Here is a 24,144-nt window from a genome sequence, read left to right on the forward strand (position 1 = left end):
AGCGAAAAATGACGACGACCCTCACTCTGTTCGGGGTGATCCTGGTGATCGGCGCCATGGCTTACCGCCGGGCGTCACTGTTCACCTCCACGCTTGCCACGGCCGCCGCCCTGGTCGCCGGCGCCCTCTATGGCCATGTGCCCCTGCTGGTGTGGGTGCTGTTCGCGGTGATCGCCATCCCGCTCAACCTGGTGGAGTTTCGTCGCAACCAGCTGACCAAACCCCTGTTCAAGATCTACAAGTCCATCATGCCGGAGATGTCCCGCACCGAGAAGGAAGCCATAGAGGCGGGTACCACCTGGTGGGAAGCGGATCTCTTTGCCGGCAACCCGAACTGGAAGAAACTGCACACCATTCCGGTCAGCGTTCTGTCAGCCGAAGAGCAGGCCTTCATGGACGGCCCGGTTGAAGACGTGTGCCGCATGGTCAACGACTGGGAAGTGACCCATGAGCGGGCCGACCTCTCCCCCGAGGTGTGGCAGTACCTGAAAGACCACAAGTTCTTCGCCATGATCATCAAGAAGAAGTACGGTGGCCTGGAGTTCTCCGCCTACGCCCAGTCCTGCGTGCTGCAAAAACTGTGCGGCGCCAGCGCCGTGCTCGCCTCCACCGTCGGCGTGCCCAACTCCTTGGGCCCGGGTGAGCTGCTGCAACACTACGGCACCGAAGAGCAGAAAGACCACTACCTGCCGCGCCTGGCCGTCGGCAAGGAGATCCCCTGCTTCGCCCTGACCAGCCCGGAAGCGGGCTCGGATGCCGGCTCCATCCCCGACTTCGGCATTGTCTGCAAAGGTGAATGGGAAGGGGAAGAGGTGCTCGGCATGCGCCTGACCTGGAACAAGCGCTACATCACCTTGGCCCCTATCGCGACTGTGCTGGGGCTGGCCTTCAAGCTGCGCGACCCGGATCACCTGCTGGGTGAGGAAGAGGAGCTTGGCATCACCTGTGCCCTGATCCCCACCGACATCCAGGACGTCGAGATAGGCCGCCGTCACTTCCCCCTCAACGTGCCGTTCCAGAACGGGCCGACCAAGGGTAACGATGTGTTCGTGCCGCTGGACTTCATCATCGGCGGCCCGGCCATGGCCGGTCAGGGCTGGCGCATGCTGGTGGAGTGCCTGTCGGTCGGTCGCGGCATCACCCTGCCCTCCAACAGCACGGGCGGCGTCAAGATGCTGGCCCTGGCCACCGGCGCCTACAGCCGCATCCGTCGCCAGTTCAAGTTGCCTATCGGCAAGATGGAAGGCATCGAAGAGCCGCTGGCGCGCCTCGGCGGCAACGCCTACATCATGGGTGCCGCCGCCAAGCTGACGGTGACCGGCATCGATCTGGGGGAGAAGCCGTCCGTCATCTCCGCCATCGTCAAGTACCACCTCACCGACCGTGCCCAGAAGTGCATCATAGATGCCATGGACATCCACGGCGGCAAGGCCATCTGCATGGGGCCGAACAACTACCTGGCCCGTGGCTATCAGGGTGCCCCCATCGCGGTCACCGTTGAGGGTGCCAATATACTGACCCGCAGCATGATCATCTACGGTCAGGGTGCCATCCGCTGCCATCCCTACGTGCTGCCGGAGATGCTGGCCGCCAGCCATCCGGATCAGGAAGTGGCCCTCAAGCAGTTCGACAAGGCGGTGTTCAGCCACGTCGGCTTCGCCATCAGCAACCTGGTGCGCAGCTTCTGGTTGGGCCTGACCGGTGCCCGCTTCGCGTCCGCCCCCTACAAGGATCAGACCAAGGGCTACTACCAGCAGCTCTCGCGCCTCAGTGCCAACCTGGCCTTCCTGTCCGACATGGCCATGGGCACCCTGGGTGGCGAGCTCAAGCGCAAGGAGCGGGTCTCCGCCCGCCTAGGCGACGTGCTGAGCCAGCTCTATCTTGCCTCCAGCGCCCTCAAGCGCTATCAGGATGAGGGACGCCAGCAAGCCGACCTGCCGCTGCTGCACTGGGCGCTGCAAGACGCCATGTTCAAGGCACAAGAAGCCATCGACGAGTTGCTGCGCAACTTCCCGAATCGCTGGATTGGCCTGGCCCTGCGCGTCATAGTGTTGCCGCTGGGTCGCGACATGAAGCGTCCCTCCGACAAGCTGGACAGCCAGGTTGCCCGTCTGCTGCAGACCCCGAGTGCCACCCGCGACCGTCTGGCCGAAGGACAGTACCTGACCCGCGAAGAGGGCAACCCCTTCGGGCTGCTGGAGCAGGCCCTCGATGATGTGCTGACCGCCGAGCCGCTGTTTGACAAGGTGTGCAAGGCAGAGGGCCGCAAGCGTCCCTTCACCCAGCTGGACAAGGTGGCAGACGCCGGCCTGGCCCTTGGCGTCATCAACCAGACCGAGGCCGACTTGCTGCGCCGTGCCGAAGAGAGCCGCCTGCGCACCATCAACGTCGATGACTTCGACCCCATCGATCTGGTGGCCAACAAGGCGCTGTTTGAAGCGTCCGCCTATCACAGGGCAGCCTGATGCCATGAATGCCAAAACGCCTCCCTCGTGGAGGCGTTTTTCATGCTGGCATCTGCCCGGCAACCCCGGATGGAGAAAGAGCAACCAGCTGGATCATATTTTGGATATCAATCCGTTTCCTAACTTGAATGAAGCGGTTAAGGTAAGCACAGGATCACACACAGGATTGCGTAATGGATGATCAAATCCTGATAATTGACGATGAAGACCTGCCCCAAACAGCACCGCGACCCGCCGGCTGGAAGGTGATGATAGTGGACGATGAACCCGAGGTGCATCGCATCACCAAGATTACCCTGAGCAAGTTTGAATTCGACGGCAAGCCCATCGATTTTCTGCACGCCTATTCCGCCGCCGAAGCCAAGGCCCTGCTCGCCGTCACCCCGGATGTCGCCCTGCTGCTGCTCGATGTGGTCATGGAAGCCGATCACGCCGGTCTGGAGGTGGTCAAGTTCGTGCGCGACGAGCTGCAAAACAAGATGGTGCGCATAGTGCTGCGGACCGGCCAACCCGGTCAGGCCCCGGAAGATGACGTCGTCACCAACTACGACATCAACGACTACAAGGACAAGACGGAGCTCACCTCCCAGAAGCTGCGCACCCTGCTGCGCGCCAGCCTGCGCTCCTACCGGGACATTCGCACCCTGGAGAGCAATCGCCAGGGGCTGGAAAAGGTCATCGAGGCCTCCAAGGGGATCTTCGAGCAACGGGCCCTGCGCCAGTTCGTCGAAGGGGCCCAGACCCAGCTCAGCGCCCTGCTCAACCTCGAAGAGTCCCAGATCTATGATGTGAAGCATCTGGCCTACGAGGTGCGGGACCAGGTGCTGGAACCCCTGCTCAGCGAGGGCCCGGCCCTGCGCCTCAGTGAAGCGCCAGCCATACTGCGCTGCGCCATGGACAAGGGCGCCAACGTCTACGATGGCAACCAGATGGTGCTCTATTGCCAGAACCCCCGTCACCACCTGCTGTTCCACATCGAGACCACTCGCCCCCTCAGCCAGATGGATACCGGCCTGCTGAGCCTGTTCACCGAGAACATCATAGTGGCGCTGGAGAACATCCGGCTCAACGAGGTCATCGGCGACAACCAGCGCGAGATCATCTACCGCATCGGCGAACTGGTGGAGAGTCGCTCCAAGGAGTCCGGCCTGCACGTCAAGCGGGTGGCGCTCTACACCGAGCTGTTCTGCCAGTTGCTCGACATGAACGAAGACAGGTGCGAGCTCATCAAGCGCGCCTCTCCTCTGCACGACATCGGCAAGGTGGGGATCCCGGACGCCATACTGCACAAGCCGGGCAAGCTCACCCCGGATGAGTGGGAGATCATGAAGACCCACGCCCAGCTGGGGCAAGACATGCTCTCCGGCAGCGATCTCGCGCTGTTCCAGATAGGGGCCACCATAGCTGGCAACCATCACGAGAAGTGGAACGGCACCGGCTACCCCCGCGGACTTAAAGGGGATGCCATCCCATTGGAGGGGCGCATAGTCGCGCTGGCGGATGTGTTCGATGCCCTGGGGTCGGATCGCTGCTACAAGCAGGCCTGGCCACTGGAGCAGGTGCTGGCGCTGATAAGAGCAGAGAAGGGAGAGCACTTCGATCCCCTGCTGGTGGATCTGATGCTGGCCAACCTGGAGAAGTTCCTCGAGATCCGCGAGCAGTACAAGGACATCTATATCGGCGCCCACTGAGATAAGAGTGCCCAGCGAGCCGCCGACTCGCCATCACGAAGAAGCCGCCCATCGGGCGGCTTCTTAGCATTGAGCGCGGGCTACTGCTCCGGCAGATTGAGATCCAGCTTGGGCGCCGCCGGGGCCGCAGCCTCGCTTTGCGCCTTCTGGGCCGCCATCGCCTTGTGCAGGGTGCGGCGTTTTTGCAGCAGGATGAAGCCACCCGCCCCCAGCAGGAGCAGCAGCAGGCCGCCGCCTCCCAGGGCCCAGGGCAACCAGACCGGGCTCTCCCGCTCCTCAAACTTGGCCTTGGTCGGTACCGCCGCCGAAGTGGGAGATGCCGCTGACGGGGTGGGCGCCGGTGGCGGCATTATGGTGAACGACTTGACCGGCAGTTGCAGTTGCACCTCGCGGCCGAGCCGGGTGGTGCCAAACAGGGTCGCCTCCACCCTGTACTGCCCCGCCGCCTTGAGGGCGGAGAGATCGACCCCAAGGCGGGGCTCGGTTGCCACTGCATTGAAGGCCATGCTGACCCCTGCGCTGTCGATGGCCTTGCCCTGGATCACTACGGAGGCCGGATCCAGCTCGTCGGCATCGATGAGCAAGGAGAGCCTGGCCCCGGTGTCGCCGGAAGGGGCATCCAGGGTGTAGCTCAGTGGCCAGGGGAAGAGCAGCACCTGCTGGGACTGGGCACGGGAGAACACCTGATTGCCGCTGCTGTAGAGGGCGCGATACTTGCCTGCCGGTACGTCCAGCACCGCCTCGGCGGTCAGGATGCCATCCCCGGGCACCTCGTCGAGCCCCTTGCCATCATCCAGGTAGTGTCCGAGGGTCTCCTCGACGATGGGCTCCCCGCTCTGGGCGGCGTCGTTGAACTGTTGCAGCTTCACCGTCATGCCGAGATCAGAGAGGTAGTAGCCCGCCCCCGGCGCCGCTCCATCGATCAGCAACCTGGACTGCAGCTTGACCCGCTCTCCCTGATAGAGGCGGGCCAGCAGCGGCTCGCTCTCGAGCCGGATGTCGGTGAGCAGGCGCACCCTGTTGTCGGGGTCCACCTCGCCGATGGCCTGCCAGGGGCCCGGCATGGGGTTGCGCACAGTGATGAGATCCTGATCCTGCTGCGTCAGCCAGCCCACATCCGGCGGCGTGACCTTGCCCACATAGAGCTTGCTGCCATCCGGCCGCACCAGGATCACCGACGGCGTGCCCGGCTTGCGCTTGATGATGAAGGTGATCTCCTTGACCCCATAATCGATGCGAAAGCGGTTGTCGAGCAGCGGAATGTCGGAGGGGGCAAACACCTCGTTGGCCATGCCGGAGAGGGAGGTCAGCAGCAGCAGGCCCCCCCAGAGCGAACTCATTGCCGCCACAGGCAGGCTCCCCCTTTCTTCTGCACCAGATCCAGCCTGGCCTCATGGACGGCGACCACCTCGTCGCTGGCGCGCACTACCCTGAGGGGGGCGCGGTTGCTCTCCAGCCGGCGGATCCCGGTGTCCTGGTTGCTGTCATTCTCGTTGCTCTCGCTGGCCAGATTGAGCTTGGTCTGGCCACCCGTCATCAGCAGGTAGACGTCCGCCAGGATCTCCGCATCGAGCAAGGCTCCGTGCAGGGTACGGTGGGAGTTGTCGATGCCGTAGCGATCGCACAGCACATCCAGGTTGTTGCGCTTGCCGGGGAAAAGATCCCGCGCCATCGCCAGGGTATCCGTGATGCCGCAGATGTCCGCCGTCTTGAAACCGAGGCCGAGCTTGCTGAACTCATAGTCCATGAAGCTCACGTCGAAGGGGGCGTTGTGGGCGATGAGCTCGGCGCCGCGGATGAAGGCGATGAAGTCGTCGGCTATCTGGCTAAAGGAAGGCTTGTCCGCCAGGAAGGCGTCGGTGATGCCGTGCACGGCGATGGCCTCGGGGTCCACCAACCGATCCGGCTTGATGTAGACATGGAAATGATTGCCCGTCAGCTTGCGGTTGATCACCTCCACACAGCCGATCTCGATGATGCGGTGACCCTGATAGATGGGGCCGCCTGCCGTGTTCATACCTGTGGTTTCAGTATCCAGAATGATCTGGCGATTCAGTTGGGGTGTGCTCATGATCGAATCCATGTCAAACTTCGGTTTTATTCGCTAGTTTACCCCAAGACACATGCTAAAAAAGATTGATTTGTATACGGATGGTTCCTGCCTCGGCAATCCGGGCCCCGGCGGCTATGGCGCCGTCATGGTCTATGGCAAGCACCGCAAGGAGTTGGCAGGGGGCTATCGGCTGACCACCAACAACCGGATGGAGCTGATGGCCGCCATCATGGGGCTGCGCACCCTGAACGAACCCTGCCAGGTTCGCCTGACCACCGACAGCCAGTATGTGCGCCAGGGGATCACCCAGTGGATCATCGGCTGGAAGAAGAAAGGCTGGATGACCGCCAGTCGCCAACCGGTCAAGAACGTCGATCTCTGGCAGGCGCTGGACGCGGAAGTGGCACGCCACCAGATCGAATGGCTCTGGGTCAAGGGTCACTCAGGTCACCCGGAAAACGAACGCTGCGACGTGCTGGCCCGGGATGCCGCCAGCGGCAAGCAGCTCGCCGAAGACACGGGTTACCAACCCTGATATGCCATGCAGGCCGATGCTTCTCTATTAATGAAGGGAACGGCAAGCGGTCTGCCGGGACAGTCACCAGCCCTGACGCGCCATGCCAGGCGCCGCCATCGACTCCGGCAGGCGCCAGCGGCGGCGCACCGGAGTGACGGGGAAACGCCGCTTGCGGGCGGCTATCACATAGACAGAGGCAAAGGCTCTGCAGTAATCCCGCCCCAGGCTCTCCCGCCACCAGCCGATCCGGCTCTGCTTCCCCATGAAGGAGAAGCCGAAGCGATCGTCAAACATCACCTCGCACCCCAGCAGTTGCAACCAGTCGGTCACCCGGGCCGGGGTGAACATGCGCGCCGACCAGGGCAGGTGTTGTCGCATGAAAGGCAGGTAATGACCCAAACCGACCAGGCTGGTGGGGTTGTAGCCACTGACGATGAGCCAGCCGTCATCGGTCAGCACCCGCTCGGCTTCACGCAGCACCTGGTGGGGATCCGGTGAAAAGTCGAGGCAGTGGGCGAGCAGGCAGGCATCCACGCTGGCGGTGCGGATCGGCAAGGCAAGGGGATCGCCCTTGATATCCAGCAGACGCCCGCCGGGGGCGACACCCAACTGGTGGCGAATGGTGGAACTGCCGCAGGAGAGCTCGGCGCTCAGGGCGCCAATTTTCAGCAGATGGTAGCCAAACAGATGGGGGCACCAGTTGTCGAGCCGCTCCTGGATCTCGGCCGCCACCCAGTCACCCATGGGCAGTGCCGACCAGTTGGTCGGGATCGCGATCTGTTGTTCGGTACGTGCCAGCTGCATAATGGGACCAATCCGGGGTGCGAATGCCATCTTGTTATATAAGATCCCTTCCACAAAGAGAACACAAAGAGAAGCCGACCCATGTATACCGTCATCACAGTTCCCGCCTTCAGCGACAACTACATCTGGTTGATCCGACACGAAAATCACTGCCTGGTCGTGGATCCGGGCGAGGCGGCACCCGTGCTGGAGCGGCTCGAGACGCTCGGGCTTGAGCTCGACGCCATCCTGCTGACCCACCATCATCGCGACCATGTGGGTGGCGTCACGGATCTGCTTCATCATTTTCCTCATGCCCGCCTCTATGGCCCCAAACATGACCCCATGCCGGATCATCACGGCCAGTGGCTCGATGACGGCGATCAGATCAACTGGCACGGACTGAGCCTGGATGTCCTCCACATCCCCGGTCATACCCTGGGCCACATCGCCTATCACGGCAATGGCATGCTGTTCTGTGGTGATACCCTCTTCAGTGCAGGCTGTGGTCGCCTGTTCGAGGGCAGCCCCGCCCAGATGTACGGATCCCTGCAGCGGCTCGCGGCCCTGCCCGATGACACCCTCCTCTATTGTGCCCATGAATACACCCTCTCCAACCTGCGTTTCGCCCACGCGGTCGAGCCGGACAACCTGGCGATCCAGCGGCGGATCGGGGTGATCAGCAAGCTGCGTCAGCAGGGCTTGCCGAGTCTCCCCTCACGCCTGGGGGATGAGCGGCATTTCAATGTTTTTCTGCGCTGCAATGAGGACTCAGTGAAATTTTCTGCTGAGAAATACGCCCTTAAATGCTTGGAAAATCCAGAGGATACCTTCACCGTACTGAGGGGCTGGAAGGACGTTTTTTGAACAAACCTTGATCAGGGGGCCATTGCCCCTTATGATGCGAGCTGTTTTTCAAGAGATGACCTGAGCGAGATGAAGCTACGAACGGCCTTATTGGCGGCGCTGTTTCTCAGCGGCTGTCAAAACCTGAACCATCAGGATGACCGGGCGGTAACGGCAATCGAGCCGATCAAATCCCCCCAAGTCAGCAAGAAAACATACAAAAAACATTCAGCGCGCTTCCTGTTCGGCGATGAACAGATTGAAGAGCTGGATGACACGGATAACCTGTGGGTGCGTATCAGCGATGATATGCAGCTGGACTCGTACGAAAATGCCCGTGTCCGCCAGCAGCGTGATTGGTTACTGCGTAATGATAAGCATATGGCGACCATTGCCAGCCGGGCTGAGCCCTACCTGTATCTGATGGTAGAGGAAATCGAACGGCGTGAGCTGCCAATGGAGCTTATTACCATTCCCATGATCGAGAGCATGTTCGATCCCAATGCCCGCTCCCGCAGCAATGCGGTGGGTCTTTGGCAGTTCGTTCCGGCTACCGGCAAGAACTTCGGCCTGCGCCACGACAACTGGTATGACGGCCGCCGCGATGTATTGGCGTCCACCAATGCCGCACTGGACTACCTGGAGTACCTGAACCGTTTCTTCGACGGTGACTGGCTGCAGACGCTGGCCGCTTACAATGCCGGTGAAGGCCGGGTACGCAACGCCATCATCCGCAATCAGAAGGCCGGTCGGCCGACCGATTACTGGTCGCTGGACCTGCCCCGTGAAACCCGGATGTATGTGCCCAAGATCCTGGCCATGGCCGACATGATCCGCAATGCGGACAAATACAATGTCACCCTGCCGGTGCTGGCCAACAAGCCGCAGTTGCGGACCATCAACACAGGTGGCCAGATCGATCTGAACGTGGCGGCGCAGCTGGCAGGCGTCTCAGCTTCCCAGCTCAAGGCCCTCAATCCGGCACTCAAGCGTGGCATGACCTCGCCGCGGGGCCCCTACAACCTGTTGGTACCCATCGAGTACGCCGACACCCTGGAGCTGGCCCTGGCCGATCTGCCCCAGCGTGAACGTAGCCGTGGTGTGCGCTCCTATCAGGTCACCAGCGGCGATACCCTCTCCCGCATCGCCCAGAATCACGGGGTGAGCGTGCAGCAGCTCAAGCTGGCCAACAATTTGCGCGGCAACAATCTGCGCCGTGGCCAGAGCCTGGTGATCCCCAACGGCGGCACCGCGAGCCAGGTCACCCGCAGCAAGCCCCAGCAGCTGGCCAGCCGCAGTGGCAGCAAGATCCAGTATCAGGTGCGCTCCGGTGACAATCTGTGGAGCATCAGCCAGGCCCATGGGGTGACCCACGCCGATCTGGCCAAGTGGAACGGATTGAGCGCCAAGTCAGCCCTGAAACCGGGCATGAAGCTGGTGGTCTGGCCCAAGCAGGGCAAGGGCAGCAACAAGTCCATGGTCTATCAGGTGCGTCGCGGGGATTCCCTCTCCTCCATCGCCGCCCGCTTCCAGGTCGCCGTCAACGACGTGATGCGCTGGAACCAGCTCGGCAAGAGCGACTACCTCAAGCCGGGGCAGGAGCTGACCCTGTTCGTGAAGAACAACAGCTGATTGCTTATCACCGCATAAAAAAATACCCCGCCAATGCGGGGTATTTTTTTACCTGCCATCCATCAAACCTCAGGGGGTGATGGCCTGGGCCGCGAACCGCGCCATGATGGGATTGTGATCCGAGGCATCGGTAGCCGGTGAGCTCACCTCCACCAGGTCCAGGTTGCGGTAGTAGAGGTGATCCAGCGGACGGCCGAAGGCGGTACGGCGCAAGTCGGGCACTGGGATGGCCTCCTGCAGGCCAAGCTCGCCGACCAGCTTGTTCAACCAGAACTCGCGCTTGTCGCTCCAGGTGTTGAAGTCTCCCCCCAGGATGACAGGGCCCTGATGACGATGGATCAACGCGGTCAGATCGTTGAGCTGCTCGCGGAAGGTGGCCATCCCCAGCTCGAAGTTGACCGCATGCAGGTTGACCACCAGCACGCCGTCAGGATCCCCCTGCAAGGGGTAGAGGCTCACCAGACCGGACTTGGGGATGCGCAGCAGCGGCTCGGGGGAGCGCACGCCACAGACGAAGGCCTGCGGCGTCTTGGCCACCGTCATGACACCGAAGGAGACACCGCCCTGGGTGAACGCCTGCAACTGCTGCCACTGGAAGTCGCCGGCACGCAGCCATTGCAGCATCTCGGGCCGGGTCGCCGACTCCTGCAGCAGCACCAGATCCTGGGACTTGGCATATTCGTCCAGCCCTTCGCGCCAGTTCTTGCGCTGCCCCTTGTAGAGATTCCAGACGGTGATGCCAAACTCGCGGGGCAAGGCGGTGGTGGCCAGCGCCACCAGGGGGGGCTTCTGGCAATCGACGCCGGGCACTATACCCGCCGCCGTGACCAGGTGATCCTGATCCGGCACCTCGAAACAGCCAACCAGTCCCAGCGTCAGCAGGGAAGTCCCCAGAATCCGATAACTATTTTTCATTGGCTAACAATCACCTGCCTCTGCAAGGCGCCATGATCCTCACAGAGGTCATGGACGCCGACTAGTCTCATTATTCGTGTCCGGCCCGACTCATCCATGAGGGATCCCGCAATGGCGAGACAGCACCAGTACCGCGTGACATTTTATGATCAACAAGGAACCTGTCATCAAGTGGAGCTTTCCACCGTCTATCAGATCAGACGGGATCCCCAGTGCGATCTCTGCCTGTTCGACACGGATCAGTGCGTCGGTTCGGAAGAGATGCTGGAACGCATGATACGGCAAAAAACCGGGCTTGAGCAGGAAATATCCATCATCAACGCCCGGCTTATCTAAGCAGATTCAGACCGGAACGGGACGGGATTTGCCCTGATCGTCGATGGCCACGTAGGTAAAGACCCCTTCCGTCACGCAGTAACGCTGGGCTTCATTCTCCCGCAGCACCGGCTTGACCCAGACCTCCAGCTTGAGGCGCATGGAGCTGCGCCCGACCTTCAGGCAGCGACCATAGCAACACACCACGTCGCCCACCTTGACCGGACTGTGGAAGGTCATGCCCTCCACCGAGACGGTGCAGATGCGTCCTTTTGCCAGCTCCTTGGCCATGATGCCCCCACCTATATCCATCTGGGACATGATCCACCCCCCGAAGATATCGCCATTGGGGTTGGTATCGGCTGGCATCGCCAGGGTTCTCAGCAACAGCTCCCCATCGGGATGACGCTTTGTCTCTTCCATCATTACCGCTCTCTCTATATGGATGGCGGCATGATAGGGGGCGATCCCGCCCTTGGCAAACCTCAATTGCCGAGCGAACCCGCGCCGCACGGGGCTCCCGTGCCCAACCCCATGCAAAAAAGACCAGGTTGAAGCCCATCCGGACTCACCCTTGCAAGGTGGCCTGCTCGGCAAACCAGTGGGCCGGATCTGGCCAGCGGTAGACGAAACCCAGTCGCTGGCAGATGCGCTGCCCCTCTATGGGCGCAAAGACGCCGGCGGGCTCGATGAACTGCGGGGGCGCCAGCCCGAGCAGACGGCTCGCGAAGGGATAGAGCTGCTCCCGGCACGGATGTACCGGGGCGCTCAGGTTGTAGGCGTCTCCCTCCTGCCCCAGGTCCAGCATCAGCTGGCAAGCTGCCACCACGTCGTCCAGATGCACCAGGTTCACCGCCTGCCCTCCCCCCGCCAGCATCTTGCCCGCGAGGAAGCGCCCGGGGTGCCTGTCCGGACCGTAGAGGCCGGCCGGGCGCAGCACCATGGCGCAGGCGAAGCCGCCCTCCTGGACAGCCCGCTCGGCTGCTCGCATCCGCTCTCCCCTGGCGCTGGCCGGGCGCGGGATCTCATCCTCCCCCTGCCCTGGCGCCCACACCGAGGTCGCGCTGATAAATAGCACCTTGCCAACCCCTGCCTCCCTGGCCAGCTGGCACAGCCGTGCCACCGACGCCGGGTAGTCCTCGGTCTTGCTGGGGGGCACACAGATCACCAGATCGCGGCTGCGAAAGGGCAGCGGGCCCGCCATGTCCGGGGCCAGCAGGAGCGGCCAGGCAGCTATACCCTCGTCACGCAACCGGGTGGCCTTCTCAAGGGAGCTGACCGTCACGGCGACGGATTGACCCTGCGCCTGCAACGCTCTGGCCAGGGGCAACCCCAGCCAACCTGCTCCCACTATTCCCGTCTGATATTCATTTTCGGTCGTCATTGGCAAAATCCTGACAAAAAAAACGGCCATCCATGATGACCGTCGAAAGTAACGAAGGAAATAGCCGGATGAACCGGTTACCTCCCACAGCGGGAAAATCGGGAGCGCACGCTCCTAATTCGTGGGCCTATCCTAGTGGCAGCGCGGTCAAAAAGCTTTGAAGCGGATCACAGTTGAAAAGGATTTCTGAAAGCGCTTTCAATGTTTGACAAAAAAGCTGGCCCGCTTGGGGCCAACCTCATGGCTCAGGCCACGGACTCCCGACGCACCAGTTCAGCTTCAAACTTGAGCGCAAGGCCCTCTACCGGCTTGTGATCCAGCAGTCGCAAGGCGAGCTCGGCGGCCCGCTCCCCCATCTCCTCGATGGGATAACGCACAGTGGTGAGCTTGGGATAGATGTAACGGGCATAGGGTATGTCATCGAAACCGACCACCGAAACCTGTTGCGGTATCTTGTAGCCCCGCTCCAGCAGGCAGGAGATGGCCCCCGCCACCATGGCATCGTTGAAGCCCAGCACGGCCGTGAAGGGAACGCCGCGCTCCAGCAGCTCGCTCATGGCCACATAGCCCCCCTTCTCGTCGGCAAAGGCGCGACCGATGAGGGCGGGATCCAGCTCGATGCCGGCCCGTTGCAGGGCGAAGCGATAACCAGCCATCCGCTGCTGGCCATCGACGAACTCCTCGTCATCCGAGGTGATGAAGGCGATCCGGCTGTGCCCTGCGTCCAGCAGGTGCTGACAGGCCGTGGTGATGCCCGCCTGGTTGTCGAGCCAGACGCAGCGCTCCTCGCAGCCCGGCACCTGACGATTGATGAAGACAATGGGGGTGGACCCCGACGCCAGCTCGCTCAGCTCCTCGTCCGGCAGCGCCTTGCTGTGCAGGATCAGGGCGTCACACTGGCGTTGCAGCAGCGCCTGGATGGCGTGACGCTCCCGGGCCGCGTCGTGGTTGCCGGAGACCACTATGGTGAACTTGTTCGCCTTGTCGACCATGCTCTCGATGCCACGCATCATCTGGGCGAAGAAGGGGCCACCACAGAGATCCCCAACCAGGACACCGATGCAGTTGGAACGTTTGCTGACCAGGGCCTGGGCGAAGCTGTTTGGACGAAAACTCAGCTCCTTCATGGCCGCGAGCACGGCCTCGCGCTTCTCGGGTGCAACCTGCGCCGTGTTATTGATGACTCGCGACACCGTCGAAATGGACACATTCGCCAGCTGAGATACGTCTTTGATCGTTGCCACTCTCAATTCCTTTGTTGGGGAAGCCTGTCTGTGTTGATCGGGCATTATATCGAACCAGTCAGACCAAGACGCGGCGCCCGATCACCTGACAGGTTTCCTTTTGTAACAAAGCTTAAGGGATGATAACCATTCTGAGGCAAGAATGGGAGGCAGTCGCTGACGCGACTGCCTCTGTCCTCAATAGGCGTGATTGAGCTCGCGTTCCGACATGAAACGCAGAGGCTGCTGCAGCTTGTGCTGGTAGATGAGATCGAAGGAGAGCACGTTCTGGACGTAGTTGCGCGTCTCTCTATAGGGGATGCTCTCCACCCAGACATCCATCGGCTTGTTGGTGCTCTGATCCCGCCAGCGCTTGACCCTGCCAGGGCCCGCATTGTAGGCCGCCGCCGCCAGGATCCGGTTGCCGTCATAGACGTCCAGCAGCCGCTTGAGGTAGGCGCTGCCGAGGCGGATGTTCATGGTGGGATCGAACAGCTGCTGCTCATTGCGATAGGGTACACCCAGCTTGGCGGCCGTCTCCTTGGCAGTCGCCGGCATCAGCTGCATCAGGCCACGCGCCCCGACCGGCGACTGGGCCAGCGGATAGAGGGCGCTCTCCTGACGGGAGATGGCGTAGAGCAGGCTGGTGTTCATGGTGCGCTCCTGCGCCATCTGGGAGAAGGTGCGCTTGAGGGGCAAGGGGAAGCGCAAGTCGATCGCATCCCAGGCCTCGGCCCGGATGCTGGAGAGGATCGCCAGCTCGTGCCAGCCCTGGTTGAGGGCGATATGACCGAATTCCAGGCGCTGGGCCACAGGATTGCGATCCATGTTGTGGATCCACTCAGAGCGCGCCGCCGTGATCTCGTTCATCGCCAGCAGCTCGCGTACCCGCACCAGGAAAGGCCAGCGGCTGCTGGCGGTGCGCCAGTCCGGCACCTTGTGCCCCACGCTCTGGTTTTTGATGCGATAGGGAACCCCGGTGCGCTGCGCCGCCATGAAGCCATAGAAGCCGCGCAGGTTGGCGGTCTCGAGATAGAGCTCTCGCGCCGGTTTTTGCCGGCCCTGCACCTCCAGGGAACGCGCCAGCCAGTAGCGCCAGCGATCCTCCTTCTGCAGTGCCATGGGCATCCGCTTGACCCAGCCTTCGAGGCCGCGCCAATCCTGCTCCCAGATGGCGAGGCGTGCCCGCAGCTCCACCAGCTCGGCATCCTTCATCCGCACCAGGGTCGCATCCAGCCAGTTGCGCTGGGCGAGGGATCTGTCAAGCAGCAGGCGGCGGGCGGCGGCACGCTCCACCCGAGCGACCTCGGCCTGGTTCAGGCCGAAGCGGCGCTTCATCTCCCCCAGCTGACGCAGGGCGGGCTCGGGTTGCTCGTTGGCATAACGGGCCAGCCCGAGGGAAAGCAGTTGCCTTGACTGCGGCGCCGTCGAGAAGGAGGCCGGGTTCATCGCCCTGGCCGGTTGATCAAACAGGGCTATCATCTGATCCCCATAGGGTTTCAGACTGCCCCCCAGCTGGGCGCCGAGGTGGCGGATGAGATTGGGGTTCTGCGCCTCGAAGGCCAGGTTCATCCGCTGCCAGATCTTATCCTGGGTGCGCAGGCCCGCCTGCTGCCAGAGCTGGAACAGGGGATCGCAGGCATCTGGCCTGGACTGGCCAGTCAGCCAGAGCTTGCCCGCTTCCTGCAGGGCCTCGCTCTTGTGCCCGGTGTAATAGCGGGCCTGGTAGTGCATGCAGAGCAGGTCGGTGGAGTTCGGCTTGGCCGGGTAGAAGCGCAGGAACTGGGACCACTGCTGGCTCTGGGCCAGGTAGGTGAGGTAGCTGCGCTCCAGACGGTTGGACTGGGGGGTATCCCCGTGCTGGCGGATGAAGCGGGTCACGTCGTTGTAATCTGCCGCCCCGGGCCGGAACGCCAGCTGGTAGTAATCCAGATAGGGCAGCAGCGGATAATGGTTGAGGCGGGCGCGGATCTGCTGGAAACGCTCCTGATCATTGGCACGCACGGCGTCATAACCCTCGCGATAGAGGGACTGCTCCATGGTTTGCGCAAAGACGGGTGCCACAAGCCCTGGCACGCACAACGCCGAAAAGATGATTCCCTGCACGGCTTTCACGAAAGGCATTCTCCCTTAAGAAGAGGCATAACCACCGCCCGCTGGCGGTGGTGAGATACCTTCATTCTACCCGTTAAAGATGGGCGCTACGCCACACTATTTTTGTCGGCAGGGGCGGCGCGATCATGGCGGGTCAGGCGGCTGATGTAGCGCTCCAGATAGGGCACGGGCAGCGGCTTGGAGGCGAGATAGCCCTGGAAGAAATGACAGCCCTGCGCCTGCAGGAATTCCAGCTGCTGGCGGGACTCCACCCCCTCGGCCGTCACGTTGAATCCCATGTGACGGGCCATGGCGATCACCGCCTCCACTATGGCCATGTTGTCGCCATCCTTGGGGATGTCCTGGATGAAGGATCTGTCGATCTTGAGTTCATCGGCGGGCAGCCGCTTGAGGTAGCTCAGGGAGGAGTAGCCTGCGCCGAAATCGTCGATGGCGAAGCTGATGCCAAGGGTCTTGAGCTCGGCCATCTTGCTGATGGTGTCCTCCGCATGACCGAGCACCACTGACTCGGTGATCTCCAGGTTCAGGCAGGAGGGATCCATGCCGGTGGCGGCCAGCACATCGTGAATGCGATCGACGAAATCGTGGGCATGGAACTGCTTGGCACTGACGTTGACCGACAGCTGGGGCACGTGGATCCCGTTCTCCTCCCAGGAGACATATTGGGTACAGGCCTCATGCAACACCCAGTTGCCGATGTCGACGATGAGATCCGTCTCCTCGGCGATGGGGATGAACTCGGCGGGAGAGACCAGGGCACGGCCCGGAGGCTGCCAGCGGATCAGCGCCTCCACCCCTATGATGTCCCCCCCCTCTACCATGTGCTGGGGCTGATAGTGGAGGGTCAGCTCCTGATTGTTGAGGGCGCTGCGCAGCTCGTTGTGGATGAGCAGACGCCTGTCCGCCTGCAACTGCATGGAGGCATCGAAGAAACGCCGGGTCTTGCGGCCCGCCGACTTGGCCTGATACATGGCGGTGTCGGCCTGCTTGAGCAGATCCCCGGCCTCCTGCTCCCTTCCGGGGAAGAGCGTGATGCCGACGCTGGCACCGATGTGCAGCACCTGGCCCCCGTGACTGTAAGGGGCGGCAATCTCGCCGATGAGCCGCTCGGCGATGAGATCGGCCTGCATCTCCGCCTGGGGCGGGCTGATGGAGAGGCCGGGCAGCAGCAACACGAACTCGTCGCCGCCGAGCCGGGCCAGACAATCCCCCTGCCGCACCAGCCGCTTGAGGCGATTCGCTACCTCCTTGAGCAGCCAGTCGCCGGTGGCATGGCCGAGGGAGTCGTTGATGGTCTTGAAGTGATCGAGGTCGATGAACAGCAAAGCGCCGATCAGGTGCTCGCGGCTCGCCTCGCTGAATGCCTGGGCCAGGGTCTCGTGGAGCTGGCGGCGATTGGGCAAACCGGTCAGCTCGTCGTAATAGGCGAGATCCTGGATGCGGCGCTCCGCCGCCTTACGCTCGGAGATATCCTCGAAGAAGATGACGTAGTGGCTGATCCCCCCCTTGTCATCCTGCACCGGCGTGACGATTTCCCACTGGGGATAGACATGACCGTCGGCGTGCAGGCGCAGGGTCTCCCCCTGCCAGCGATCCAGGGCGTTGAGCTCATAGCCGAGCCCCCCGAGCCCGGACCAGAGGTCGTTGCCAAGGTGCAGGCCTATCACCCCCTGGCTGTCGAAGCCGGTGATCTGGCTGAAGGCGTAGTTGACCCTCAGGATCTTGAAGTCCGGATCCGTGATGATGATGCCTTCGTGCGTCTCGAACGCCACCGCAGACAGGCGCATCAGAGCGTCGCTCTGCAGGCGCTCCAGCTCGGCCACCATGCGCACCGAGAAGATGGTCAGCACGGATCCCAGATCGGCAGTCTGGGTCTGGTTCGGGAACAGCAGGGCGAGATGGCCCAGGATCTGGCCACTGCGATCCAGCAGGGGCTGGGCGTAGTAGTGCTGGCCCGGGGGCAGGCAGGTACAGCCGGTCAGGGGTTCGCTGATGGGGGTCGCACTGGCGGCGCCCCGATAGAGCTGCTGGCAAGGCATGTCTGCCAGGGCGTACTCCTTGAAGTCGATGCCGTGGCTCGCCAGCACCCTGAGCCGGTCAAGGCCCACCCGCTCCGTCAGCCAGACAGCGTTGGCCCCGAGGATATGGGCCAGCTCGTTGACCAGGGTATGGCAGAAATCGAGACCCGTCCTCGCGGAGAGCGCCTGCGCCAGCTGGGCCAGCAAGGGGGCTTGCAGCAGGGGAAGCGGCGGGGCCAGACTGGCGGGCGGCTCGACGCGGCTCGCGGCGTTGTGAGCCATCTCCAGGGGCGCCAGCCAGCCGCAGCAGAGCTGCTGGGCCGGCACATATTGGCCGTACCAGAGCACGTGATGCACTGTGCCTGCCTCATCGCAGAGGTGACCGATGAACTGGCCGGGCTGGCCCGAATGGTGGAGTCTTGCGAGAAAATCGGCGAAACCGGACTCATCTTCTGGCGCCAGTTGGCTGGCCCAGGGATGAGCCCCTTCTCCTTGCCAGGGCTGGCAAGAGAGATGATCAGACAGACTCCACTGCTCATGCTGCCGATCATAAAACCACATCATCTGGGTGGCTTGTTGCTTCATTTACGACTCCAACACTACAACCACGTTATCCACCCCGACACATGCAGAAAAGCATATCCGTTTGTGCGCATATCTCCACCGGCGCATGGCAATCCTTTTGCGATGCGATAAACGATATGGGTAGAGAAAATGCGAGACTGAGCGGTGAAAACCAGACATCGGGTCGACACAAGGCGCTGCCAAGGGGGGACAGAAACGATCCTATTCGCGCATACTGCCTGCCCGTTTCGCTGAGCTCAAGCGGTTTTTGGCATGAAACGGGAAAAGCTCACAATTTAGGGATTGCCGGATCACCAAGGGGACATTTTGTGATCCAGGTCACATTTCTATCCAACCACATGGGTAATCTGAGGGTGAAGACACAAGCAAGACGACCCGAAGGGGGCCAATATGAAAATCGAAATGACCAGTAAAATCATCGACATTACCCCAGCCATCCGCGAGCGCATTGAATCCCGTTTTGAAAAGCTCGAGCGTCTTCAGGTGCCTCTTATCACACCCCATGTGATCATCTCCAAAGAGCGTTTGATGTATATCGTCGAAGCCACCGCCGGCATTCCCAACGGCAAGTTGTTTGCGCAGGCAGAGCACGAGGATCTGTATGCCGCCATCACGGATCTGGGCCAGAAGCTGGAGCGTCAGCTCAATCGCCATATCGAGAAACCCCTCGCCCGCCGCGCGGCTGTCATAGGCAAGGACGTTCCCGAGGTGGACGAAGCCGACGCCTGATCCCGGTTATCCCATCCATTGCTCAAAAAGGCGGGTCATCCCGCCTTTTTGCATCTTCTCCCTGCGCCTCTGGCATCAGGCCAGCCAGCGCAAGCGAGCATCCACCCCCCGCGTCAGATCCTCCAGCAACGGCAGCATGAGCAAGGGATCCTCCCCTCTGGGCTGGGAGGCCAGCTTGCCCTGCCAGCGTTCCCGCCCGAGCGCCGACAGGTTGTCATACACGGCGGGATCCAGCGCCGGTGTCCGGTTGACCAGCGCAGGAGATCGCAGCGCCAGCCAGAGCCGCACATCGGCCATGCAGCCCCCCTGTTGCAGCCGCTCGTTGAGTGCCCAGGCGTCGGCGTCCCCCGGCTCGCCCTGCAAATCGGCTTGGGGCATCAAACCGAAACGGGTGCGCCATGCCTGCGCTTGCGGTGCCGCCGCCGGGGCGGCCCCAAACCAGGGTTGTTCCTCGACCGCGTCGGTCAGCAGCGCCAGGTGCAGCCTGAAGTCGGCCCTGTCCCCCTGGCGGAGATCCTGGTTGAGCCGCTGGCCCAACTGGGCTTCATCGACGAGCAGGCGATCACGAATGGCACTGGGCAGCATGGGATAAATCTTGGAAATGAGGGTTTCATTGTTTATCGGCCGTCAACCCAATCCTTTAAGCATTAAAAATCCCTGCCAAGGGGTTCACAAGCGCGACAGATCTGTTAGTATGCGGCTCGCACTTGGGGAGGGGTTCCCGAGCGGCCAAAGGGATCAGACTGTAAATCTGACGGCTCTGCCTTCGAAGGTTCGAATCCTTCTCCCTCCACCATTCAAGTGCAACAATCAGGTCATACCCCGTGGAGGGGTTCCCGAGCGGCCAAAGGGATCAGACTGTAAATCTGACGGCTCTGCCTTCGAAGGTTCGAATCCTTCTCCCTCCACCATCATTCAGAAAACCCGGCCTGGCGCCGGGTTTTTGCTTTTCCGGGCCATCTCGCTCTCCACCCGCCAGACAGCACCATGAAAAACGGGAGGCCAAGACCTCCCGTTTTCGTGCTCATCCCCTTCACAGGGTGAAGCGATAGAAGATGTCTACCGCCTGGGCCACCCCGCTCATGGCCTGCAGATAGAGTCTGGGCATCAGCTCGTAGCGCAGCTTGAACTCGGCGATGGGGCTGAACACCCCGACGCCGTACTGGAACTGCAGGCCGGGCAGCAGATAGGCCGACAGGGTCACCTGGGTGTCGTCGCCGCTCCCTGCGGTGTCGAGTGCCACATCGCTCATGCCAAGGGACTCCCCGATACTGGAGACCACGCCACTCGCCTGACTCACCGCCCCCGCCACCAGCAGGCCGTTGAAGCCGCCATCCTCGCCACTGGTCTGCAACCCCTTGCCACGCAGCAGATAAGAGAGCTGCTCGGACTGCGCCATCTGCGGCTCGGAATAGACGGTGATCTTCGGCTTGGCCGCCGGCCCCGTCACCCGGACCCCGACGGTGACGTTGTCCTCTATGGTGTCAGGATCCCGGTAGGTTTCTATGTTGAGATAGGGCTGGTCGATGGGGCCGGAGAAGAGGATCCGCCCCTCCTTGATGATGAGGTTCTGACCGTAGGCCTTGAAGCGCCCATCCTTGAGCTCCAGCTGACCATTGCCCGACAGCGGCTTGGAGGGCTCCTGGCGAATGCCGAGCGCCCCCGTCACCTTGGTCTTGAGCCCCATGGCCTCCAGCCGGACATCGTCACCGAGCCGGATGGCGAGCTTGATCTCCATCGGCAGGGGCGCCGTCTTGGGCACGGGCGGCAGATCGTCATAAATGACGGTCACGTCATCGGAGACCGCCACCGCACTCTCCGGCAATGTCTTGACCAGGATCCGCGACCAGGGGATGTCCACCTGACCGCTCACCCTGGTCTCCTCCCCCAGGGAGATGGCGATGTCAGGTGTCACCCTGACCCGACCCATGCCCGGGTACTGGGCTTCCAGATCCTTGCCCTGGATGGTGAGGCTGCCGGTCACCGGCAGCTTGGCCCAGCTCAGCCATCCCCCCAGCGCGAGCGGCCCCTTGCCCACCAGCATGGAGCCGTCGAGTTCGGCCCGGTTGCCGTTTATCTTGAGGCGGGTCACCAGCTTGGAGAGCGTCACCATGTCGGAGTGGGTCTGCACCTCCCCCTCCAGCAGGTTCAGCTCACCGTACAGCAGGGGCGCGGCCAGGGTGCCATCGAAGCGGGCATCCGCCGAGATGAAGCCCTGCAGGGAGCGCACCTCCGGGATCAGAGGGGCAAAGGTCGCCAGCTTGAGGTCGTCAAACTTGAGCTGCCCCGACAGCAGGCCAGGGCCCGCAGGCTCCTTTATCAGCAGATCTGTGTCTATGTTGCCTATCTGCCTGGAGGCGAAATCGAGCCGGATGGCGGCCTGCTGGCGTTCGAAATCGACCCCGAGCTCCAGGCGCTGGTACTCGGTCTTGATCTCGTCGGCCACCAAAGTACCCGGCGTGGTGCTCACCCTGGCATGCAGGGTCGGCTGATTGCCGCGCCAGCTGGCACGGCCGTCGGCCGACAGCACCGCCTGCCAGCGGAAGTTGTCCGGCAGCCAGGGGCGCAGCCGCTTGAGATCGAATTCGTTCAGGGCAAACTCCAGGCTACCCTGGGCGGCGGAGACCTGGCTGCCCTTGACGCAGAGGCTGGCCCCCTGGGAACCCAGGCAGAGATCCCCCATGGTCAGCTGCTGTCTGGGCAAGTCCAGATCCAGGGACCAGGGGGCGGCCAGCGTCCAGCGTTTGAACGGGGTCTTCACCTTGAGCTCAGAGAGGGCGCCGCGCCAGCGATCCCCGCGCAGGCTGCCATTCAGGCTCAGATCGGCGGCCACCGGATCCCCCTTCATGGTCAAGGTGAGCCCGTGGCGGTCGAGATCGCCGCTCAGGTTCAGGGCTATCTGGGAGAGCGTCGTCGTCCCTTGCACCAGGCTCGCCACCGTCAGGGCCAGCTCGCCGGCCGGCTTGTCCCCCACCAGGGCGTTGCCCTTGATGACAGTCTCTTTCAGCACGGTTCCGGCATAGGAGAGGCGGCTCGAGACCAGATCCGCATTCACCCTCGGCGCCTGCTGGCTGCCGCTAAGGCGCACCTGCCCTTTAAGGTCGCCGCCAAGGCCGGGGTAGATGCCGCCAAGCTTGGGGGCATCTATCTGCGCATCCAGCTTCCAGGCCTGGGCGGTGAGCGCCCCCTTGGCCTGCAACTGGTTGGGGCCGCTTTGCAGCGCCAGGGCCGGGATGGTCCACTCCATCTTGTCGTTGCCGCTGAGGGCGCCTTTGAGCGCCAAGGGATATTGGTTGAGCTTGCCCTCCACCCTGAGCTCCGGCAACGCCAGCTGCCAATGACCTGCCTCGTCAAGCTCGAAGCGGCTGGTTATCTTGCCCGCCAGCTTGCCCTTGATCTCGGGCACCAGCTCGGCCGGGTTGATCTCCTTGAACTCTGTGGTCCCCTGCCACTGGACGCCCTTGCGCCAAGCCAGCTTGCCATCGAGCTTGAGCTCCCCCTTCAGGGCACCCAGCAGCAGCTCGACACGGCTCAGCTGGCCGAGATCCCCCTTGCCCGAGAGCGCCAGCTTGAAGGGGGGCAGATCCGTGCCCTTGCCGGCGGTCTTGAGTGCAAACTGATAGCCCGAGAGCTTGCCCTTGGCGCTCAGGCTGCCCTTGTCCAGCCGATAGCTGGGTTCGTCCTTGGCTGGTTTGTGCAGCGGCCAGCCGAGGCTCTTCCAGTCCAGTGCCAGATCGAAGGGCAAGTCGGGATCCAGCGTCGCCAGCGTCCCCTTGAGGTTGGCGCTCACCGGCCCCTTGGCCTTGAGCAACAGCCCCAGTTTGCCCACGGAGCCATCCAGGGTCAGATTCGCCTGCTGCCCCTTGAGCTCACCGTCCAGCAACCCCTTGCGCGCCTTGGCCTCCAGGGTCAGGGCGAGGGGATAATCCGAGGTCAGAGTGACATGGCCCTTGAGCGCCAGATCCGCCATGGCGTGGCGCAAGGAGAGCTCCCGCACGTCGATGCGCGCATCCTGGGCGCGGGCCGACAGCAGCAACTTGTCGAGCCCCTCGATGAGCTCCCCCTGCTGATAGCGCACCCGGGTCGCCGCCAGGCCTTCCAGCTGGATGGGGAATGGCAGACGGATCTCGGGCAGCGCTATGGGGGCGGCCGCCTCTGGCTTCGCCTTGGCGGTCTCGCTCTCCTTGGGGTCGGCTTTGGCCTTGGCTGCGCCCTGCGCCTTTGCCGTCTTGCTGGCGGCCGGCTTGGCTGCCTCGTCGGCAGGAGGGGCCTCGGCCAGGGTCACGTTCAGGCCATCGAGCACGGGCCCGCGCACTATGAGCCCCTTGCGATCCAGGGTGGCGCCTATCTCCAGATCCTTGAGGGTCACCCCCACCCCGGGGACGGCCAGATCCAGATCCGTCACCTTGAGGCTGTCCACCTGGATGCGCAGTGGCAACGGGCGCCAGACGAAGGGCTCGGTGGGTTCTTCTGGCACAGGCTCAGCGTCGGCGACCTTCACCACAGGGTGGGTGACCGTCAGGGATTTGATCCAGAGCTTGCCCTGCAGCAGCTTGCCGAGATCCCAGTCCAGCACGGCCCGCTCGACGGTGACATCCACCAGCTCGTCCTGCCAGCCGACCCCTTCCAGGGTCCAGCCATAGCCGAGCTGGCCCGCCACCAGTTCCCCCTTGAGGGAAGGCAGCGCCCCCCTGGCCTGCTGCCACAGCCACTTGTTGCCCTGATGGGTAAAGCCCAGCAGGCTGACACCGATGAGCAGCAGGAAGAAGAGCCCCATGAGCCACAAGAAAATACGCTTTACCCAGATCACAGCGCAGACCCCCGAGAAAGAGGCAGCCGCAGCGGCCAGGAGAGAGAACAAAGAGGATGAGTG

Annotated in this window: 18 protein-coding genes and 2 tRNA genes; 9 read left to right on the forward strand and 11 right to left on the reverse strand. The window is 62.6% G+C overall.

Annotation, left to right across the window (positions count from 1 at the left end; all coding sequences use genetic code 11):
* Window positions 1-8 precede the first annotated feature (8 nt).
* Together fadE and Aeroheme_RS13925 are read left to right on the forward strand one after the other, a co-directional pair.
* Window positions 9-2,465, forward strand: coding sequence for an acyl-CoA dehydrogenase FadE (gene fadE, locus Aeroheme_RS13920; protein ID WP_411166055.1), 2,457 nt, complete (start codon window positions 9-11; stop codon window positions 2,463-2,465).
* Window positions 2,466-2,638: 173 nt separating this feature from the next.
* Window positions 2,639-4,156: an HD domain-containing phosphohydrolase gene (locus Aeroheme_RS13925; RefSeq protein ID WP_262109241.1), complete on the forward strand. Its 1,518-nt coding sequence runs from the start codon at window positions 2,639-2,641 to the stop codon at window positions 4,154-4,156.
* A gap of 80 nt (window positions 4,157-4,236) precedes the next feature.
* Here Aeroheme_RS13925 and Aeroheme_RS13930 read toward each other — a convergent pair whose 3' ends face one another.
* The gene (locus Aeroheme_RS13930; RefSeq protein WP_411166056.1) at window positions 4,237-5,496 is read right to left on the reverse strand and encodes a TIGR03503 family protein; all 1,260 of its coding nucleotides are present in this window, start codon (window positions 5,494-5,496) and stop codon (window positions 4,237-4,239) included.
* Window positions 5,493-6,227 carry a DNA polymerase III subunit epsilon gene (gene dnaQ, locus Aeroheme_RS13935; protein WP_411166057.1) on the reverse strand — a complete coding sequence of 245 codons (735 nt, stop codon included), beginning with the start codon at window positions 6,225-6,227 and terminating at the stop codon, window positions 5,493-5,495. The genes Aeroheme_RS13930 and dnaQ overlap by 4 nt, the downstream gene beginning before the upstream one ends.
* Window positions 6,228-6,279: 52 nt before the next feature.
* Between dnaQ and rnhA the strand changes: the two genes are divergently transcribed.
* Complete coding sequence (gene rnhA / locus Aeroheme_RS13940) at window positions 6,280-6,744, forward strand: ribonuclease HI (protein WP_111911319.1); 465 nt, start codon at window positions 6,280-6,282, stop codon at window positions 6,742-6,744.
* Window positions 6,745-6,807: 63 nt separating this feature from the next.
* On the opposite strand, the gene Aeroheme_RS13945 is transcribed toward rnhA, so the two are convergent.
* The gene (locus Aeroheme_RS13945) at window positions 6,808-7,530 is read right to left on the reverse strand and encodes a class I SAM-dependent methyltransferase (protein ID WP_411166058.1); all 723 of its coding nucleotides are present in this window, start codon (window positions 7,528-7,530) and stop codon (window positions 6,808-6,810) included.
* An 81-nt stretch (window positions 7,531-7,611) separates the two neighbouring features.
* Between Aeroheme_RS13945 and gloB the strand changes: the two genes are divergently transcribed.
* Window positions 7,612-8,376 (forward strand): hydroxyacylglutathione hydrolase, encoded by a 765-nt coding sequence (gene gloB, locus Aeroheme_RS13950; protein WP_234568889.1) that lies wholly within the window; start codon window positions 7,612-7,614, stop codon window positions 8,374-8,376.
* A 69-nt stretch (window positions 8,377-8,445) separates the two neighbouring features.
* Window positions 8,446-9,987, forward strand: coding sequence for a LysM peptidoglycan-binding domain-containing protein (locus Aeroheme_RS13955; protein WP_411166059.1), 1,542 nt, complete (start codon window positions 8,446-8,448; stop codon window positions 9,985-9,987).
* 69 nt (window positions 9,988-10,056) lie between these two features.
* Here the strand turns inward: Aeroheme_RS13955 and Aeroheme_RS13960 are convergent, their stop codons facing one another.
* Window positions 10,057-10,902 carry an endonuclease/exonuclease/phosphatase family protein gene (locus tag Aeroheme_RS13960; protein ID WP_106887356.1) on the reverse strand — a complete coding sequence of 282 codons (846 nt, stop codon included), beginning with the start codon at window positions 10,900-10,902 and terminating at the stop codon, window positions 10,057-10,059.
* A 111-nt stretch (window positions 10,903-11,013) separates the two neighbouring features.
* Here Aeroheme_RS13960 and Aeroheme_RS13965 point away from each other — a divergent pair, with 111 nt between their 5' ends.
* Window positions 11,014-11,238, forward strand: a complete 225-nt coding sequence (locus Aeroheme_RS13965; protein WP_025326386.1) for a hypothetical protein — start codon at window positions 11,014-11,016, stop codon at window positions 11,236-11,238.
* 6 nt (window positions 11,239-11,244) lie between these two features.
* On the opposite strand, the gene yciA is transcribed toward Aeroheme_RS13965, so the two are convergent.
* The 5 genes from yciA to Aeroheme_RS13990 all read right to left on the reverse strand — a co-directional run bounded on the left by yciA (window position 11,245) and on the right by Aeroheme_RS13990 (window position 18,542).
* Window positions 11,245-11,643 (reverse strand): acyl-CoA thioester hydrolase YciA, encoded by a 399-nt coding sequence (gene yciA / locus Aeroheme_RS13970; RefSeq protein WP_005325590.1) that lies wholly within the window; start codon window positions 11,641-11,643, stop codon window positions 11,245-11,247.
* Between the two features lie 142 nt (window positions 11,644-11,785).
* Window positions 11,786-12,601, reverse strand: a complete 816-nt coding sequence (locus Aeroheme_RS13975) for an NAD-dependent epimerase/dehydratase family protein (protein WP_411166060.1) — start codon at window positions 12,599-12,601, stop codon at window positions 11,786-11,788.
* A 245-nt stretch (window positions 12,602-12,846) separates the two neighbouring features.
* Window positions 12,847-13,845, reverse strand: a complete 999-nt coding sequence (locus Aeroheme_RS13980; protein WP_106887359.1) for a LacI family DNA-binding transcriptional regulator — start codon at window positions 13,843-13,845, stop codon at window positions 12,847-12,849.
* Window positions 13,846-14,022: 177 nt separating this feature from the next.
* Window positions 14,023-15,939, reverse strand: a complete 1,917-nt coding sequence (locus Aeroheme_RS13985) for a transglycosylase SLT domain-containing protein (RefSeq protein ID WP_111911335.1) — start codon at window positions 15,937-15,939, stop codon at window positions 14,023-14,025.
* Between the two features lie 86 nt (window positions 15,940-16,025).
* Window positions 16,026-18,542 (reverse strand): putative bifunctional diguanylate cyclase/phosphodiesterase, encoded by a 2,517-nt coding sequence (locus Aeroheme_RS13990; protein WP_025326381.1) that lies wholly within the window; start codon window positions 18,540-18,542, stop codon window positions 16,026-16,028.
* Between the two features lie 390 nt (window positions 18,543-18,932).
* Between Aeroheme_RS13990 and hpf the strand changes: the two genes are divergently transcribed.
* On the forward strand, window positions 18,933-19,271 hold the full coding sequence (gene hpf / locus Aeroheme_RS13995; RefSeq protein ID WP_168235458.1) for a ribosome hibernation-promoting factor, HPF/YfiA family: 339 nt from the start codon (window positions 18,933-18,935) through the stop codon (window positions 19,269-19,271).
* A gap of 75 nt (window positions 19,272-19,346) precedes the next feature.
* On the opposite strand, the gene Aeroheme_RS14000 is transcribed toward hpf, so the two are convergent.
* Window positions 19,347-19,856 carry a VC2046/SO_2500 family protein gene (locus tag Aeroheme_RS14000; protein ID WP_262109214.1) on the reverse strand — a complete coding sequence of 170 codons (510 nt, stop codon included), beginning with the start codon at window positions 19,854-19,856 and terminating at the stop codon, window positions 19,347-19,349.
* Window positions 19,857-19,982: 126 nt separating this feature from the next.
* On the opposite strand from Aeroheme_RS14000, the gene Aeroheme_RS14005 reads away from it, so the two are divergent.
* A tRNA-Tyr gene (locus Aeroheme_RS14005) sits at window positions 19,983-20,067 on the forward strand.
* Between the two features lie 30 nt (window positions 20,068-20,097).
* Window positions 20,098-20,182 (forward strand) — tRNA-Tyr (locus Aeroheme_RS14010).
* A gap of 122 nt (window positions 20,183-20,304) precedes the next feature.
* On the opposite strand, the gene Aeroheme_RS14015 is transcribed toward Aeroheme_RS14010, so the two are convergent.
* On the reverse strand, window positions 20,305-24,081 hold the full coding sequence (locus tag Aeroheme_RS14015; protein WP_411166061.1) for a translocation/assembly module TamB domain-containing protein: 3,777 nt from the start codon (window positions 24,079-24,081) through the stop codon (window positions 20,305-20,307).
* Window positions 24,082-24,144 lie beyond the last annotated feature (63 nt).

Origin of the sequence: Aeromonas sp. DSM 116730 (assembly GCF_046581335.1) — a bacterium.
In the GTDB taxonomy this organism is placed as follows: domain Bacteria; phylum Pseudomonadota; class Gammaproteobacteria; order Enterobacterales; family Aeromonadaceae; genus Aeromonas; species Aeromonas rivipollensis.

What these genes read in the sequence shown, in the direction of transcription:
- Aeroheme_RS13945 (WP_411166058.1), bottom strand. Translation starts at nt 7,530, where the DNA reads ATGCAGCTGGCACGTACCGAACAACAGATCGCGATCCCGACCAACTGG.
- Aeroheme_RS13975 (WP_411166060.1), bottom strand. Translation starts at nt 12,601, where the DNA reads ATGACGACCGAAAATGAATATCAGACGGGAATAGTGGGAGCAGGTTGG.
- Aeroheme_RS13955 (WP_411166059.1), top strand. Translation starts at nt 8,446, where the DNA reads ATGAAGCTACGAACGGCCTTATTGGCGGCGCTGTTTCTCAGCGGCTGT.
- Aeroheme_RS13960 (WP_106887356.1), bottom strand. Translation starts at nt 10,902, where the DNA reads ATGAAAAATAGTTATCGGATTCTGGGGACTTCCCTGCTGACGCTGGGA.
- yciA (WP_005325590.1), bottom strand. Translation starts at nt 11,643, where the DNA reads ATGATGGAAGAGACAAAGCGTCATCCCGATGGGGAGCTGTTGCTGAGA.
- dnaQ (WP_411166057.1), bottom strand. Translation starts at nt 6,227, where the DNA reads ATGAGCACACCCCAACTGAATCGCCAGATCATTCTGGATACTGAAACC.
- Aeroheme_RS13930 (WP_411166056.1), bottom strand. Translation starts at nt 5,496, where the DNA reads ATGAGTTCGCTCTGGGGGGGCCTGCTGCTGCTGACCTCCCTCTCCGGC.
- rnhA (WP_111911319.1), top strand. Translation starts at nt 6,280, where the DNA reads ATGCTAAAAAAGATTGATTTGTATACGGATGGTTCCTGCCTCGGCAAT.
- hpf (WP_168235458.1), top strand. Translation starts at nt 18,933, where the DNA reads ATGAAAATCGAAATGACCAGTAAAATCATCGACATTACCCCAGCCATC.
- gloB (WP_234568889.1), top strand. Translation starts at nt 7,612, where the DNA reads ATGTATACCGTCATCACAGTTCCCGCCTTCAGCGACAACTACATCTGG.
- Aeroheme_RS13965 (WP_025326386.1), top strand. Translation starts at nt 11,014, where the DNA reads ATGGCGAGACAGCACCAGTACCGCGTGACATTTTATGATCAACAAGGA.
- Aeroheme_RS13990 (WP_025326381.1), bottom strand. Translation starts at nt 18,542, where the DNA reads ATGAAGCAACAAGCCACCCAGATGATGTGGTTTTATGATCGGCAGCAT.
- Aeroheme_RS13925 (WP_262109241.1), top strand. Translation starts at nt 2,639, where the DNA reads ATGGATGATCAAATCCTGATAATTGACGATGAAGACCTGCCCCAAACA.
- Aeroheme_RS14000 (WP_262109214.1), bottom strand. Translation starts at nt 19,856, where the DNA reads ATGCTGCCCAGTGCCATTCGTGATCGCCTGCTCGTCGATGAAGCCCAG.
- fadE (WP_411166055.1), top strand. Translation starts at nt 9, where the DNA reads ATGACGACGACCCTCACTCTGTTCGGGGTGATCCTGGTGATCGGCGCC.